The sequence below is a fragment of the Pseudoalteromonas sp. 2CM28B genome, from assembly GCF_023161935.1.
The window spans coordinates 67,056-84,151 of sequence record NZ_JALNTH010000026.1; the positions used below are offsets into that span (position 1 = coordinate 67,056).

The following is a 17,096-nucleotide window of genomic DNA, read 5'->3' on the forward strand; positions in this document are numbered from 1 at the left end:
CATTAAGCCCCTAATTAGGGGCTTATTAAATGCAATTAAAAGGAGGTAGTATGTTAGATAAAGTGACTCGCTTACTTTTAGTAGAAGACGATGAAGATGATTACATTCTCACTTGCGACTACTTAGATCAGTTAGATTCACATACATTTGACATAGAATGGATAAGCTCTCCTGAGCAAGCAATAAGCATTTTAAGTAAAAACGATCACGATATTTGTTTGCTTGATTATCGATTAGGCGCCTCAAATGGGCTAAGTGTATTAAAAAAGGCCATTGCTAATGGGTTTAGCGGGCCAATTATTATGCTTACAGGGCAATCTAATGATGAATTAGACTCTGCAGCACTAGATGCCGGCGCGGTAGATTACCTTATAAAAACAGAAATGAGTTCGAGCCGGTTTGCTCGCGCTATACGTTATGCTTTAGCGCGTAAAGATGTTGAAGGCGAGCGAGTAGAGCGTTTAAAAGCCGAGGCAGAGAACCGCTCAAAAGACAGATTTTTAGCCCACTTAAGCCACGAATTACGTACCCCGCTTTCATCTATATTAGGTTACACAGAGTTACTGCTGCAAAGCGACTTTAGCAAACAGGCCGAAAACGAATTAGGGGTTATTTACCGAAACGGTAAGCACTTGCTGAGCTTGTTAAACGACGTGCTCGATTTATCTAAAATTGCTGCCGACAAATTAGAGCTCACCTTAAGTGAAGTAAACTTAGATAGCATGCTGGCTGATGTTTACACCTTAATGCGTGTATCTGTGCTTGATAAAGGCTTAAACCTTCGCTTTGAGTCTCTACAGCCCTTACCTCTTATTGTTAGAGTAGATGCCACCCGCGTACGCCAAATACTCATTAACTTAATCAATAATGCGGTTAAATTTACCGAAAAGGGCGAAATAGTGGTTAGTGCCTGGACCGAGTGGGTTGAAGGCCAAGAAATGCTATTTTTTAGTATTAAAGATTCAGGCATGGGGATTGCCCCTGAAAAACAAGCATTAATTTTTAAACCCTTTGAGCAAATAGCCGATGTAGAATCGCGCTCTGTTGGCGGAGCAGGCCTAGGCCTTGCTATTTGTGCCGAGCTATTAGCGCGTATGCACGGCAGTATTGATTTAACCTCTAGAATGGGCGAAGGCTCTACCTTTACTATTTCGGTGTACCCAGGTGATATAAGCGAAGTAGAACGCCAAGTATTAAACTTTAGTAGTGGCTCGCAACTACAGACAAAATCAGCACCATGCAAAGTGACCGGCCGCGTATTAGTGGTTGATGATTTGCGCGATTTACGCATGCTAGTAGGTCATATGATCAGTACCTGTGGCGCACGCGTAGACTACGCCGAACATGGCCAGCAAGCGCTTGAAAAAGTAAGAATTGCCGAGGCGTATCGCTCGCCTTATGATATTATTTTTATTGATATACATATGCCTGTAATGGGTGGTAAAGAAGCGACAATAGAGCTTAGAAAAATGGGCTACACAGGCCCAATTATTGCGCTTACTGCCGCCACTATGAAAGGCATACATGAAGAGCTGGCAGCCCTTGGCTTTAACGATGTAATACCAAAGCCCGTTGATAGCTCTTCTTTGTATCAATGCTTACAAGATTACTTAGTATCGCCAGAGCATGCGCCTCAAGCTAAAAACATTCACAGCGACAAAGCTGTAATAGAGAAAAAACAGCGCTTTTTATTGGTTGAGGACGACCAAGATGCAGCGCAAATTACGCAGTTGTTGCTAGAAAGTTTAGGGGTAGAAACCGTTATTACCTCAACGTGTGCACAGTGTTTACAAACCCTCAATCATGACCAACAATTTAATAAGGTATTGCTAGATATGCACTTACCTGACGGGCGTGGTGTAGATTTAGGGAAGCAAATTAACGAACGTTACCCTGACTTAAGCTTAGTGATTGTTAGTGGTGCAGAGCCCGATCCTAAGCAGATCAAAGATTTAAATATTAATCATGTACTTTTGAAACCGATTAACCTGAGCTTATTAGAAACCTTGATAAGCTCGTAATTTAGAAGTTATTTTATGCAGTCGATAAAACTAGAAAGTGAGATATTAACGCCCTCTAAAGTAGTATGCGTTGGGCGTAATTACACCGCGCATATTGCCGAGCTTAATAATGAGCTACCAGATCAAATGGTATTGTTTAATAAACCGAACAGTGCCATAACGGATACCTTATTTGCTACGCACAATAACGACACACTGCACTATGAAGCCGAGCTGTGTTTTGTTATTAAAAATAATGAGTTGGCAGGCGTAGGTTTAGGGTTGGATTTAACTAAACGTACCGTGCAAAGTAAGCTTAAAAATAAAGGGCTACCGTGGGAGCGCGCCAAGGCGTTTAACGGCTCGGTATTATTAACGCCCTTTGTCGCTATAGCGGATGCTGAGCAGGTGTTTACGTTTGAGCTTAAAATTAACGATAACGTTATTCAACAAGGCGATACGCAATTTATGATACATAAGCCTAAAGATATTTTAAGTGAAATTAATGAGTTTATGCACTTAGAAAATGGCGATGTAATAATGACAGGAACGCCTGCAGGCGTAGGGGAAGTGCCTGCAAACAGCGTATTTACAGTAAGCTTGTATGCTAATTCGACCTGCTTGTTATCGCAGAGCTGGCAGGCGCAATAGGGTTAAGTATTTGCTGTTGGTAATGCTTAGTAAACTGCGGAAAACTTTGCTCTAACCAAAAGCGCTGACTATTTATATAAGCAGGCGATTGCAATACCTGCTTATGTAGCGCTTTATTTATTTTATTAAGCGCCTTGGTAGCAAAATCATTCGGTGCCCTTACTGCACACCCTATAGCCCCTAAAACAAACTCTCTGGGGTCTTCTTCAATTGGCAAACTGACTATATTTTTAAACTTACTGTGATTGACAAAATAATCCCCCATAAACGGGTAGTCTATTGTGTAATCTAAAAAGCCGCGACTTAAGCGAGCAATAACAGCTTGGCTTTCATTTTCGCTGCTCCAGCTTAGCGATGCTTTATGATACACCGTGGTGTTTTCGATTATTTTATTAATTTTTGAAGTAAACTTGCGCGCCGCGGCTTGACCATATACATATTGCTCGTCTGACAATAAATGTATAAGTTTAATAGGGCTGCCATGCTTAGCGTGTATTTCTGGAGCAAGTTTTTGAGTGGTTAAAACCGAAAAAGGCGGGTAAACCGTGGTGGGGGTAGAAAACTGTAACACCCCATTGGCTGTTTTTTTATGAATAACACACGGAAAGCATACATTATCGCCTTCATTTAAGTGCTTATTAATTCGCTCTTGCGGCACGATTAGTCGTGTATGTTTTACATCATCAATGCTGTTAATTAGTTGCTCGGTGAGGTTGTCACAAATACCACCTTGCGGCGCATGCGAATCTTTATCCATATGAAACGGGGGCGTGTAACTTTGTAACCATACAATTTCTTTAATTGGATGAGTATTGTCAGCGTACCCGTAACGCATTAAACCACCTAGTACACCAAAGAATAAAATTACATTTCTAAGCATAACTCACTAAAAACAATCATTTTAAGGTAACTTTAGTATAGTTTTACTTTGTATATGTTCAAATGTAAGAGAGAAAAAGGCAGTAAAAAAACTGCCTATTATTTTGGTTTAATACGGCTGCGGGTAATCTTTAAAAATAGTGCCAATTTCAGTTAGCGTGTCGTCGCTTAAAGTTATGCTAAAAGCCTCAATGTCTTCTTTTAATTGGGCCATGCTGGTCGCACCAATAATTGATGAGGTAACGCCATCGACTTGATTACACCAAGCAAGTGCCAATTGGGCTGGGGTTATGCCGCTTGCGTGTGCAAGCTCTACATAACGCTGCGTGGCTTTTTGCGCGTTAGGGGTATCTCTAAAAATGCCATTGCGCTGCATAAATGTCCAACGCGAGCCCGCTGGGCGCGCGCCGTTTAGGTATTTACCCGTTAGCAGGCCAGCAGCAAGCGGCGACCAAGGTAAATAAGCAATGTCTTCATGGATACACTGCTCAATTAAGTAGGGCCAATCTTTAGCGTGCGCTAGGCTAAACTCGTTCTGAATAGACACCATACGCGGTAAGTTATGCGCTTTTGCTAAATTTAAAAATTGGCTAATGCCCCATGGGGTGTCATCTGATAGGCCACAATATTTTATTTTCCCAGCTTTAACACACTCATCAAGGCCCTCTAAAATATCAAGCATACCCGCCTGTTGTTGCTCAGTATCTACGTCACTAAAAGTGAGTTTACCTGGCCACTGCCTGCCAAAATGTGGGGTAGAGCGATTAGGCCAATGCAATTGGTATAAATCTATGTAGTCGGTTTGTAGGCGTTTCAGCGAGTTATCTACGGCCTCAATGACAGCGCTGCGTGTTATATCGCCGCCATCTCGTACCCACGACAAGCCATTGCCTGCAATTTTACTCGCCAATACAATATCACCGCGCTTTTGCGCATTACGACTTAGCCAGTTACCTATAATTTGCTCTGTTTTACCGTAGGTCTCTGGTGAAGGAGGAACGGCATACATTTCGGCAGTATCGATAAAATTAACGCCTTGTGCCAAGGCATAAGCTATTTGCTCATCGGCGTCTTGTTGGGTATTTTGTTTACCCCAAGTCATGCTGCCTAAGCATACTCTAGAAACATCAACACCGCTGCTGCCTAACGGACTGTATTGCATTTAAAATCCTTAAATTATGTAAGATCTTGAGAGTGGATAATTAATATCAATTCGCAATAAACCTACTTAAGCGAATTGGTGTAGTGCCGATAGTAATGGCTCTGAAATCGCCGCTTTTTGTCCTGTTTTAAAGTCAAACATAACAACTTGAGAATAGCCTGTGGTAGTAATAGCTTGCTGAGCATGGCTAAATACAGAGTAATTCATCATAAAACGGTCGCTTTTTATATCTGAAATAGTAATACCTACGGTTAAGGTATCAGGGAAGGTCACTGGACGTTTATAGCGAATATTGTTTTCACTAATGACCGGGCCTATTCCACCAGGTTTAATCGTATCAAACTGATTTATTTTATTTAGAAAATCGATACGCGCAATTTCAAAATAACGCAAGTACACCACGTTGTTAACATGTTGTAGGGCGTCCATATCGGCCCATGCTACGGTGATATCGGTATGAATAGGGTGCTGATCTTTGAACCTTTGCATGTATGTGTACTCTTAGTTTTAAATGAATGAGGTTATCAATATGGTGTTTGTAGCTCAAGACAATAAATGCCATGTTTTTTTATAAGATGATTGTACCTATTTATTTTTAGGACTACAGTTAAATAACACAGACAACACACACGAGAACACACATGCAAAATATAATTAATTGGGCTTTAGCCAGTTTAGTTTTTATAGCGTCTTTTGCTTGCTATGCAATGGGTAATGCCTCCGGCGGCATAATGCTTTTAGCTGCGGGGTTTTTATTGGAGTTTGTTTTTTGGCTACATTGCTTTAAAAAATCAAAGCGCTTTAAGCAGCCGTTTTAAAAAAGCTGTTTAAAGCTTGCACGGTTTAACGCGCTACACCTAGTCGCGCTTTAACTTTAGCAAGCTAAACAGGCTTTAATGGACTTGATTAATGAAAGTGAATCCTTAATAATGGCTGTATAAATAAACAGTTGTTATGTGGTAATGAAAAAGTTTATTCATATCGACATGGACTGCTTTTATGCAGCGGTTGAAATGCGCGATAACCCCAAACTTGCCAGTGTGCCTTTAGCGATTGGTGGTAATAGCCGTCGTGGTGTGCTCTCTACAGCAAATTATATAGCGCGCGAATATGGTGTTCGCTCGGCTATGTCTAACTACCACGCTAAGCAATTATGTCCCGATTTAGTTATTGTGCCTGGGCGCATGGCGGTTTATAAAGAAATTTCTAACCAAATACGCGCTGTATTTAAACGCTATACCGACCAAATAGAGCCGCTGTCGCTTGATGAAGCTTACCTAGATGTAACCAACAGCACCGCATGCAAAGGCAGCGCAACGCTTATTGCTCAGCAAATTAGAGCAGATATTTATAACGATACCGGCCTTACTGCCTCTGCCGGGGTTGCCCCCATTAAGTTTATTGCCAAAATAGCCAGTGACGAAAATAAACCCAATGGCCAATTTGTGGTTTTACCGGATGAAGTTGATGCGTTTTTAAATAATTTACCGCTGGGTAAAATCCCTGGTGTGGGCAAAGTAACCCTCGAAAAGCTTAATTTAAAGGGGTTATACACAGGTAAAGACGTTCGCGAGAAAGGCGTTAATTGGATGCAGCAGCATGTGGGGAATTTTGGTGTATCGCTTTATCAAAAATGTGCTGGCGAATATATTGGTAAAGTAACCACTGAGCGAGTCCGTAAATCCCTTAGTGTTGAACACACCTATGAATACAACAAAAACAGCTTACAAGAATGTTTAGATCAGTTACCTAAATTACTGGAAGAGCTAACAGCGCGCCTTAATAAGCAACAGCTACAAAACCGTATTAATAAGCTAAGTGTAAAAGTGAAGTTTGCAAACTTTGTTGTTACCTCAGCTGATCAAGCTCATCATCAATTAAATACTGCTATTTTTACTGAATTACTCTCTAAGGCGTATCAACGCGGGATGCAGCAACCAGTGCGTTTATTAGGTATTGGAGTGGGTGTTAAAAATGAACCTAATTTAAATTTGCAACTGAGTATTCTTGATTAACTACACGCTTTTTTGCAATTTAGAGTGCTTTAGCAAAGTAATTTAAACGTGGAGCAAGCAGGGGCTGCCTTTACTAAAAGCTATATAGTGGTTGTTAGTTTCTTCTTAAAACACTGAGTCACTTTAGTTAGCTGTAAAACCAAGTTGCCAGATTAAAATGAGCTGATCGCAGTTGGCTGGTTTTGTGTTTTTATATCAACGATAATAGCCCCTTATGTTTTCTAACAGGAGTTTTACTTATGGCATATCCTCAAGCGATAGCTGCACAATCACTTAGTGCAAGCTTTGACTCATTTTCTCACGATGCACTTATTATAATTAGTGATGACTTTTCTCAATTAGCCAATAACTCATTAAGTGATGCTATCGAATCACACGCTAAAGTAGATTCTCGTATTGGTAAACAAGTTACGTTTTTAGTGGTTGATAATGTACGCATTGTTTTAGCACCTACGGGGCCGCTTAACCGCGATTACGATGATGTAAGACGCTACTTTGATGCCGCTAAGCTAGCGATTAACGAAGCAAAAGCCGCGGGTAGTGTAAACCCTGCTATTTACTTACCAAAATTACATACAGATGCGCGTTACCAGCATGCATTAGAAGTGGCGTATTTAGGCGCATGCCAAGCATTATGGCAACCTTTAGAGGCGCGCGAATACCACGGCGAAAGCATTGAGCCTATTACGCAAATAGGTTTAATAGATGCAAATGAGCAAACAGTTAAAGCTGTAAATGCAATTGCAGCAGGGCAATATGCTGCACGTGATTTATGTGGTACTGAGCCTGAACGTATGGCGCCACCACGTTTTGCTGATTACTGTGTTGAGCTTTTTAAAGGCTCTAAAGTAGCGGTTGATGTGATTGACGATATTAACACTATAGATAAAAACTACCCTATGCTTAGCACCGTTGCTCGCGCATCTTATGCGGTTGAGCGCCACCACCCACGTGTTGTTAAGCTAGAATACGTGCCAGAAGGTGAAGTATCGCGCACGCTAATGTTTGTTGGTAAAGGCTTAGTTTACGATACCGGCGGCGCCGATTTAAAAGTAGGCGGTTACATGGCGGGTATGAGCCGTGATAAAGGCGGGGCTGCATCCGTTGCGGGCTTTATGAAAGCCGTGGCAGATTACCAACCTAAAGGCGTTAAAGTTATTTCTTACTTAGCTGTGGTTCGTAATTCAATTGGCTCAGATTGTTTTGTACCAGATGAAATTATCACTAGCCGTGAAGGCGTGCGTGTACGCATTGGTAACACCGATGCAGAAGGGCGTTTAGCTATGGGTGACCTACTTAGCGAAATGAAAGATGTAGCCAAAGGTGAAGTTAACCCAACATTATTCACCGTAGCAACCCTTACAGGCCATGCGGCACGTGCTATGGGTCCTTACGGAGCGTATGTTGAAAACGGACCTGCACGTAGTGCTAATATCTCTCGTCAAATAGCGGATTGTGGTGATTTATGGGCAGATGCGGCTGAGGTTTCTCGCTCTCGCCGTGAAGATTACGACTTTATCAAACCGCGTACCCTCGCTGATGATGTTTTATCAAGCAATAATGCGGCCTCTGCTGTTACAGCCCGTGGGCATCAATTCCCTATGGCGTTTTTAGCCGTTGTTGGTGGGCTTGATAAACACGGTAACGACTCTGAGCAGCCGCTTCCTTATGTACATATGGACATTGCTGGTAGTGGTGTTGAAGGCGGTGATTGGCAGCACGGCAAGCCAACCGCAGCATCAGTAACCAGCTTATTTGCACGCTACTGTATGTAATACCAATCCGCAATAATACTTAATCATTTTTCGGGGCTAAACGTGTCGCTATCTGTGTTAAAAAATTCTCATTTAGAACAACTAAATAGCAAATTTTTTGCCTAGCCATCAACACGTTTTTCCATCCTAAAAATAGATCACTTAATTATGCGAAATGGTATAAGCTAAAAACGCTTATACAATAAAAAAGCCCTGTTAATTCAGGGCTTCTGTTTTTTAATTATTTTAATTTAAAGCGATTAACCACGCTCGAAAGCCCTTGGCTACTTTGTTTAAGGTTATCGCTGGCATCGGTAAGTTGCTTTGTATTATTTAGTGATTGCTCGGTTGATTGAGATAGCTCGTTAATACGTAAATTAACCTCGTCAGCAGCTTGTGTTTGCTGCTCGGTGGCACGGGCTATTTGGCTGTTCATGTCGGTAATTATAGATACCAGCCTTTCTATTTCATTGAGCGATGTATCGGCAGATGAAACCTGCTCTACCGTGGTCACCGACAGTGCTTGGCTTGATTTTACCGCCTCTACTGCCGCTTTAGCGCCTTCTTGTAATTTAGTGATCATGGCTTGAATTTCATCTGTGCTTTGCCCGGTTCTACTGGCTAATGTGCGCACTTCATCGGCAACAACTGCAAACCCTCTGCCGTGCTCGCCTGCACGAGCCGCTTCTATAGCAGCGTTGAGTGCAAGTAAGTTTGTTTGCTCCGATATACTTCTGATCACATCAAGCACAGAGCCTATATTGTTACTTTCGTTTGCTAAATCTTCAGTTACTTGGCTCACTGTTTCTATATTACTTGAGAGTGTTTCTATGGCGGTAATGGTATTCGCTACCACGTTTTTACCGGTTGAGGCATTGTGCGCTGCATCATTGGCTGCTTGTTCTGCGGCGTCGGCATTACGACTCACATCATGAATTTGGTGCGTCATTTGCTCCATGGCGGCGGCTACTTGTGTGGAACTGTCGTTTTGTAGTTCAATGAAGGAGTGGCTTGTTCTACTTGACTCATCCACCGTGTGAGCGTGTCTGCTTACATCATCTGCACTGTGCGATACATGCACTAACGACTCGCGCATTTTTAAAACAAATAAATTAAAAGAGCGTGATAGCTCTGATATTTCATCATTGCCCGATTCGTTTAGCGTACGTGTTAAGTCACCTTCACCTTGCGATATGTTTTTCATCATGTCTGCGGCAAGACGAGTAGGCGTGAGTATACTTTTACCAATAAAGTAACTTAATAAAATGACAGCAATAATCATAACTAAAGCGCTAATTATGATGAGATTACGCTGCTCGCTAAATGCTTCATCTATTGAATCTAGGTATACGCCTGAGCCAATAATCCATTGCCACGGGCTAAAGCCTTTTACAAATGCGACTTTATCTACCGGCTGGTCTTTTCCTGGTTTTGGCCATTTATAAGGTATAAAACCTTCTTTTTGTTGTTTTACAATGTTCACCATTTCTACAAAAAGTGCTTTGCCGTCGGGGTCTTTATTATTACTTAAGTCTTTACCGTTAAGCGCAGGCTTTATTGGGTGCATTACCATTTGGGGCTGGTAGTTGTTTACCCAAAAGTAATTTGTTTTGTCATAGCGCAGCGCTTTTATAGCGGCCAGTGCTTGTGTTTGAGCCTGCGCTTGTGTGAGTGTATTGTTTTGTTCAAGCTGGTGGTAATGCTCAATAACACTGTATGCCGTTTCTACTACATTTTGGGTTTTTAGATATTGCTCGTTTTTGAGTGAGCTATATTGATGAGTTAAGCTAGATATACTAAGTACTATTAAGCCAAATACAACAATGGCTATTAACAGTAAAAAACGCTGGAAAATACTGAAACTACGTAGGTTAAGCATTAATTTGTCCTCAATTAGTGTACGCCTTAGCGCATAGAATAAGCGTAGCTAAAAAAAGCGTTTAATCTAGGCTCACTAACTTATTAAGACAAAAAAAAGGCTGATTTTTCAATCAGCCTTTAGTCTATTTAGTCGTCATATGATTATTTAACATCAAAATGTCGATTAAAGAAGTTTGTAATGGTTTGGTGTAAATGTGTTTGCACCTGTTTACCGCGTAAGCTGTGTTTTGAGCCTGGGTAGGTCATCATTTCAAACTGTTTTTCGTTATCTTGTAGTTGTTTAAATAATTTAGTGGCGTGGGTAAACAACACGTTGTCATCGGCCATGCCATGGTAAATCATTAATGGGCCTTTTAAGCCATCAGCGTATGGGAATACAGCGCTGTCTTCGTAGCCTTTGGCATTGGTTTTTGGATGACCAAGGTAGCGCTCAGTGTAATGGGTGTCGTAAAGTGCCCAGTCAGTAACTGGTGCACCTGAAACACCGGCTTGAAAGTAATCGCCCGCTTTAAACATGGTCATTAGGGCCATGTATCCGCCATAACTGTGGCCATAAATACCAATGCGTTGTGGGTCTACGTAATCAAGCGTGCGTAAAAACTCAACCCCTTTAATTTGATCAGCTACTTCTACAATACCTAAGTGTTTGTAAATAGCATCTTCAAACTTTTTACCACGGTTGTATGAGCCTCGGTTATCGAGCTGAAAAATAACATAGCCTTGTTGCGCCATGTATTGAAAGTACAAGTTTTTGCTGCGCCAGCTATTTGTAACGCGTTGTGCATGCGGGCCGCCATATACATTAACAATTACTGGGTGCTTTTTACCGTCTGCAATATTACTTGGTTTAAACAAGCGGTAATGCATTACTTGGCCATCTTCAGCTTTAATTGTGCCGTACTCTGGAGTTGCTAAATCACTTAAATAAGGTGTTAATGGGTGGCTATCATCAAGCTTATTTTGTTCAAGCCATGTGATAAATTCGCCATTTACTTTACGTAGTGCCGCCGAGTTAGGCTTGTTTACCGATGAGCTATTATCAATAAACGTTTTGCTGTCTTTAGCCATTACCACTTTGTGGTATTGGCCTTGTTCGGTAATGCGCTTAATATTGCCTTTTTTAAACAGTGGTGCGCTGTATAAATGGCTTTCAAGCGGGGTGTCTTTACGTCCTGCAAAGTACACTATGCCTTTTTTCTCATCCACGCCTTTTAAGCTATCAACAACCCAGTCTCCTGAAGTGATTTGTCGAATTAGCTGGCCATTAGTGCGGTACAAATAAAGGTGTTTAAAACCATCGCGCTCAGAAGCCCATACAAAATGCTTTTTGTCTTTTAAGAAATGCAGATCAAAGTTTAAATTGATCCACGTATCGCTGTTTTCTGTTAACGCTACTTTTTGCGTTTTAGTATCGCTATTGTAAAAACGTAGTTCTAACTTATGTTGTGAGCGATTTTGCCATTGATACGAAAGGGTAGTGCTGTCTTTTAGCCATTTAGCACGTGCAATGTAAATGTCTTTATCGTCACCTAAATCAACCCAGTCAACGTTTTGATTATTTAAAGACACAACGCCAAGTTGTATTTCAACGTTGTCGGTGCCTGTAAATGGGTAACGCTGATTAAATAGCTTTACTTCGTCTGCATAAATTTCGTTACGGATAGCTTCTTTTACTGGGGTTTCATCTACGCGAGTGAATGCAATTTTAGATTCATCGCCTGCCCACCAGTAGCCAGTCATACGGCTCATTTCTTCTTGCGCTACAAATTCGGCCATGCCGTTTTTAATAACGCCACCGCCATCTTTGCTCAGTTGTATTTCTTTACCTGAATCAAGTGCTAAAGCGTAAAGGTTTTGCTCGCGAATAAACGATACATAGTTACCTTTAGGAGAAAAACGGGCATCGGTTTCAAACGCTTCTGTATTGGTAAGTTTTTTACTTTTACCAGATGCAAGCTCGTAATAATACAGGTCACCATTGAGTGGGAATAACAGGGCTTTGCCGTCTTTAGACCATTTATACTCTAAAATACCTTTACCAAAAATACGTTGACGTTCGCGGCGTGCTTTTTCCTCATCAGAGAGGTTTTCTGGGCCTGAAAACAGCTTTGCAGAATCAACCAGTATTCTGTTGGTGTTATCTTTTAAGTTGTATTCCCATAAATCATAACGGTTGTAGTCATCGGTTTTACCTTGCAGGTAAGTTACGCGGCTACCGTCTGGTGAAAACTTAAGTTGTACGGGAGCTTTACCCGACAAGCTCGGATCATCAAAAATACGCTCTAGCGATAATGGTTTTGCTTGTACGCTTAGTGCGCCAACAGCTAGCGGTAGTGCGAGGGTTAAGTGTTTTATTTTTTTTAGCACAAGGTTGCCTTAGCTTATTATAAATATTGTATTAAATGGTAAAGCTAAGCGTGTGCAACTGCAAATAAATGCTATAAAGTGGCCATTATTAAAGACTAACTAGGATGTGACGATGACGAACCACACTTTTGAACTCGCCCCAGAGCTTAAGCGCGATTGTATAGAACTGGCAGATTGGCCTTTATGTAAGGTGTTATTACTTAACGATAGCCAATACCCTTGGTTTGTATTGGTGCCCAGAAAACCTAATTTAAAAGAGATCATCGATTTATCTGATGCCGATCAAATTGTATATTTAAAAGAGTCGGCCAAACTCAGCAAGCTTATTATGCAAGTGTTTAGCCCTGATAAATTAAACGTGGCCGCTTTGGGTAATATGGTGCCGCAATTACATATTCATCATATTGCACGTTTTACAACTGATGCTGCGTGGCCTGCACCGGTGTGGGGTAAGTTTCCTGCAAAACCATATACAGATGAGCAAATAATAGCGCTAAAAAAAGCGCTGCAGTTATAAACTACAGCGCCTTATTAAACTATTACAAAGTATTACGTGTTGGGTTAGTTAAGGCCTAACACGTCTTTACCTTGTTTAAAGGTTACATCAACCGGAATATTCGCTTGGCTTAGTTTTTCTAAGTCTTTAGCAAGCTCTTCTTTAATATCGCCATGAGTGGTAATTAGTTGATCTACTTTTTCGTAATCGCCGTCACCTTGTAATGTTAAAATTAAGCGCGACAGCTTAGCCATAGCCACGCCCATTTTTTCCATATTTACACGGTATAAACCCTCTTCATTTTTAGAAAAAGCGCCTTCTTGAGCAAAAAAGTTAAAGCGGATCATGTTGGCTTTACCATGTGCGCTTGATGCACCAAAACGTACTGAGCGGAAAATACCCGCCATAAAGGTGGTGTAGTAATCTTCTAATGTGCCTTCGGTAATTTCGCCTTTTTTAAGTAACTGCTCAACCATGTATAAACCTAAAATATCGGCTTTACCTTCTTCGAGTGCACTTGCGTGCTCTTGTAATGATTGGCGCACAGTGCCTTTATTTGTAATGGTGTTTTTAATACCTAGGCCATGAGCCACTTCGTGAAACATGGTATTGGCAAAAAAGGCGTTAAAGGTAATATGCTTACGTTGCTCAGGTACAATTAACTGCTCAGCAATTGGCACTAAAATTTTATCAAATTTTGCACGCATTGCGTTTTTAAGCTGCAGACGACGAGTGCCTTTTTCAAGCTGTACTTGCTCATCGTTTGGTAAGTTAATGGCAATCGTTTTGCTGCCCGCATTTGAGTGACCTGCATAGTAAACCACATCGTAAGCATTTAAGTCAGCGTCTGAGCCTGGCACTTCTTGTTTATATTTAGCATCTACCGGTAGACCTTTTTGAAGCTCTGGTAAAAAGGCCGCAAATTTAGCTAGGCGCTCGCTCCATTTTAAATCTTTAATTAGTACATACGACTCATAAGCAGAGCGGTAGCCAAAGAGTTGATCTTCATAGGTTTCAATTGGGCCAATAACCACATCAACTGGGTTATTTTTCATGTCCATCCAGGCAAAGTCAGAACCCTGAAAATCATCTTTTTGTAGTGCATCAGCACGTAGGTTTAAGTAATTAGCAAATTCTTTGTCATCGGCAAGCTTACTGGCTTCACGTAATAAATCTGCTGCTTTAGCTAACTCCTCAGCATATTCTTTTGAGTAAGGCACGCTGTAAAGGTTACCTTGCTCATCACGTTTAATTAATGAATAAAGGCCTTTTTTATCTTCTACGTCGGCGTTATTTAGCTCTTCTTTTGTTATGTCGGCTGGGTAGAATTGTGCGCCAAGGGCTTTTTCTTTGTAACCTGATAAAAACGGTTCGTCACCATTTAAACGATCCCAAGGGCCGTAGTTAATATCAGCAAATTTACGTACTTTTTCATCACTTAGTTTTGCTAAAAAAGCGTCTTTATTATCGCCAAAAGCCTGCTTCCAAAATAGCTCGTCCATAATTTTAGAGGCATCGATAAGCTTAGCAACCATGGCTTTTTGATTCTCACTTAAATGAGATAGGTCGGCTTCTAGGCTAAAGTCGGTGTAAATATCTAAACGTTGTTTATCAATATTAATTAAATCTGGGCCAGCTTGCGCGGCACTTTTTTGAGCAAGTTCTACACCTGTGGCTTCGGTCGAAGAGGGGGCTTGCTCTGAGCATGCACTAAGAAAAACGACGCCTGAGAGTAAAATTGCTTGGCTAATTTTGTTTAAGATCATTTGATTGCCTGTTAAAAAAGTAAGTTTAATTATTTGTACGCTTAAATTTAATTGCTAGCGCGTACAAACGTTTCCTTATAGTGACTGCATTAAAGCAAAACTAAATGGTAAATAGCAAGTGTTTGGCGTTGTACCGCGTCTGCAGGCGATAATAACAATTAATTTATATAATTTTCTTAACTTTATCGGTAAGTTAGATAATACTCATTGTATTACTCATTTTATCCGAGGTTAGCAGTTGCATTGCGGCCCAGAAACAAAAGGATGACAGTTCTATGTCTACAGAAAATGCACTATTAACGATTTTGGTTGATAGAATCAATAACGACACTTTGGTTTTACCTACGTTACCTGAAGTTGCAATTAAAGTGCGCCAAGCGGCCGATAACCCTGATGTAAACCTAATGCAAATGTCAGATGTGATTGGGCAAGACCCGGCTCTTTCAGCGCGCATGATCAAAGTGGCTAACAGTGCAATTATGGGCCGAGCGGTTAAAGTGTCTAACTTACAGCAAGCGGTTACGCGCATTGGTTTACGCCAAATTAAAAATATAGCAACCGCAATGGCAATGGAGCAGCTGTTTGTTTCTAATAATGAGCTAATAAAAGGCTACATGAGTAAAGCGTGGCAAAAAACGCTAAATGTGGCGGGGCACTCAATAACGCTTATGGCGTTTTATTTACAAAATAATAAACGTACATCGTTAAATAGTGACGCTATTACGTTGGCGTCGTTGGTATATAACATTGGTGTATTGCCTATTTTAACCGAAGCTGAGCGCCACCCAGAGGTGTTTGCTAACCCAAGCTTTTTAGCACATGCAATTCAAAAGCTCAGTGGTAAAATTGGTGGCTCAATTATGGGAGCGTGGGAGTTTCCACCTGAATTTGTAAATGTTGCTAGGCATTGGGCCGACCCTACGTATCGCCCTGAAGAGATTGGTTATGTTGATTTTATTCGTATTGGCGCTATTTTAGAGGGGACTTTACAGGTTTCTGATAAATCAGCGGCTTTACAAACTTACATAGATAAAGGCGTTATTCCTTCTATGCAGCTATTTTCAAGTGACGAATACAACGACATGCTCGAAAATGTAAAAGACACATTTAGCTAATTAGCAGTTATAAAGGTAAAAGCAAAAAGCACGACTAAGTCGTGCTTTTTTTGGTTTTAATAGCGCTTATAATTTTAGCGTTTATAAATCTTCTGCATCACCTAAACCGGCCGTCAGCTCTTCAAGCAGTAGCTTGATTTCTTCTGAGGCTAAAATAAAGTCAGCATCTAATTTAACCGCCATATCTTCTTTAGGAATATCGGCGTTTTCTTCTTTTAAAGTTTCTGAGTAGCTTAAACGCTTGATAGAGCCATCGTTTTGCAGCATAAACTTAAGGCGTTCTTGCCAGTCAAGTGCAAGTTTGGTCACGCGTTTACCATTTTCTAGGTGCGATTTAACTTCATCACACGATAAATCATGACCTTTTAGTTTAACCTGTGCGCCACTGTCGTCGGCTTCTTCTAGCTCAGCATCAAAACCTATAGCAAAGTTTTCAGGGGTGCTGAAGTTAGTTAACCAATCAGTTAAAAATACATCTAGGTCGTAGTTTGCAAAAGCAGGTACTACCGGTAATGTGCCCAGAGACTTACGCAGCAATGCAAGTAGCTCTTCTGCTTTATTAAAACTGCCGCTGTTAACTACAACCCAGCCGTTTTCTTGGTCAATAAAAGCAAACTGTAGGCTCGATTTTTTAAACGCTTGAGGTAATAAGGTAGTTAAAATGTTTTCTTTTAACTCGTCTTTTTCTTTCTTTTTAACAGGACGGTTTTCTTCCGCTTCTATTTGATCTACTTTTTCGGCAACCATTTCATTAACAACAGATGCAGGCAGCACTTTTTCTTCACGTTTGGCACACACTAAAATGCTTTTTTGTGAAAAATGCGCCAGCGAGTCACCATGCTTACCAAATGCTTTTGTCCAACCAAATGTAGAAAGGTCTTGAGAGCCACAAGGGCGAAATACATCTTGTTCTAACGCTTTTTCAAACTCTTCTTGAGTGTACGAAACATCTTGCTTAAAGCGATAACAAATCAGGTTACTAAACCACATAAGGTAACTTTTCCATCTTT

The 17,096-nt window shown here is 40.9% G+C and carries 13 protein-coding genes; 6 read left to right on the top strand and 7 right to left on the bottom strand.

Annotated elements, in window-relative coordinates:
* The first annotated feature begins 50 nt into the window (after nt 1-50).
* Complete coding sequence (locus tag MTN96_RS25705; RefSeq protein ID WP_029774157.1) at nt 51-2,021, top strand: response regulator; 1,971 nt, start codon at nt 51-53, stop codon at nt 2,019-2,021.
* A 15-nt stretch (nt 2,022-2,036) separates the two neighbouring features.
* Complete coding sequence (locus MTN96_RS25710) at nt 2,037-2,651, top strand: fumarylacetoacetate hydrolase family protein (RefSeq protein ID WP_055254728.1); 615 nt, start codon at nt 2,037-2,039, stop codon at nt 2,649-2,651.
* Here MTN96_RS25710 and MTN96_RS25715 read toward each other — a convergent pair.
* The 3 genes from MTN96_RS25715 to MTN96_RS25725 form a co-directional block, all read right to left on the bottom strand.
* The gene (locus MTN96_RS25715; protein WP_374275937.1) at nt 2,608-3,531 is read right to left on the bottom strand and encodes an ABC transporter substrate-binding protein; all 924 of its coding nucleotides are present in this window, start codon (nt 3,529-3,531) and stop codon (nt 2,608-2,610) included. The two genes, MTN96_RS25710 and MTN96_RS25715, sit on opposite strands and share 44 nt — an antisense overlap.
* Before the next feature lie 108 nt (nt 3,532-3,639).
* Complete coding sequence (locus tag MTN96_RS25720; RefSeq protein WP_248444290.1) at nt 3,640-4,692, bottom strand: aldo/keto reductase; 1,053 nt, start codon at nt 4,690-4,692, stop codon at nt 3,640-3,642.
* A 66-nt stretch (nt 4,693-4,758) separates the two neighbouring features.
* Complete coding sequence (locus tag MTN96_RS25725) at nt 4,759-5,181, bottom strand: thioesterase family protein (protein WP_004588512.1); 423 nt, start codon at nt 5,179-5,181, stop codon at nt 4,759-4,761.
* A 473-nt stretch (nt 5,182-5,654) separates the two neighbouring features.
* Here MTN96_RS25725 and dinB point away from each other — a divergent pair, with 473 nt between their 5' ends.
* Entirely contained in the window at nt 5,655-6,707 is a 1,053-nt protein-coding gene (dinB, locus tag MTN96_RS25730; protein ID WP_024031675.1) for a DNA polymerase IV, read from the top strand.
* Between the two features lie 239 nt (nt 6,708-6,946).
* Nucleotides 6,947-8,482 carry a leucyl aminopeptidase family protein gene (locus MTN96_RS25735; protein WP_248533123.1) on the top strand — a complete coding sequence of 512 codons (1,536 nt, stop codon included), beginning with the start codon at nt 6,947-6,949 and terminating at the stop codon, nt 8,480-8,482.
* Between the two features lie 220 nt (nt 8,483-8,702).
* Here MTN96_RS25735 and MTN96_RS25740 read toward each other — a convergent pair whose 3' ends face one another.
* Entirely contained in the window at nt 8,703-10,340 is a 1,638-nt protein-coding gene (locus MTN96_RS25740; RefSeq protein WP_248533125.1) for a methyl-accepting chemotaxis protein, read from the bottom strand.
* Between the two features lie 143 nt (nt 10,341-10,483).
* Entirely contained in the window at nt 10,484-12,709 is a 2,226-nt protein-coding gene (locus MTN96_RS25745) for a S9 family peptidase (RefSeq protein WP_248533127.1), read from the bottom strand.
* A gap of 112 nt (nt 12,710-12,821) precedes the next feature.
* Between MTN96_RS25745 and MTN96_RS25750 the strand changes: the two genes are divergently transcribed.
* On the top strand, nt 12,822-13,226 hold the full coding sequence (locus MTN96_RS25750) for an HIT domain-containing protein (RefSeq protein ID WP_004586851.1): 405 nt from the start codon (nt 12,822-12,824) through the stop codon (nt 13,224-13,226).
* A gap of 44 nt (nt 13,227-13,270) precedes the next feature.
* Here the strand turns inward: MTN96_RS25750 and MTN96_RS25755 are convergent, their stop codons facing one another.
* The gene (locus tag MTN96_RS25755; protein WP_029773776.1) at nt 13,271-14,971 is read right to left on the bottom strand and encodes a hypothetical protein; all 1,701 of its coding nucleotides are present in this window, start codon (nt 14,969-14,971) and stop codon (nt 13,271-13,273) included.
* A 275-nt stretch (nt 14,972-15,246) separates the two neighbouring features.
* On the opposite strand from MTN96_RS25755, the gene MTN96_RS25760 reads away from it, so the two are divergent.
* Nucleotides 15,247-16,086 (top strand): HDOD domain-containing protein, encoded by an 840-nt coding sequence (locus MTN96_RS25760; protein ID WP_004586853.1) that lies wholly within the window; start codon nt 15,247-15,249, stop codon nt 16,084-16,086.
* 81 nt (nt 16,087-16,167) lie between these two features.
* On the opposite strand, the gene rdgC is transcribed toward MTN96_RS25760, so the two are convergent.
* Nucleotides 16,168-17,076, bottom strand: a complete 909-nt coding sequence (gene rdgC, locus MTN96_RS25765) for a recombination-associated protein RdgC (protein ID WP_004586854.1) — start codon at nt 17,074-17,076, stop codon at nt 16,168-16,170.
* Nucleotides 17,077-17,096 lie beyond the last annotated feature (20 nt).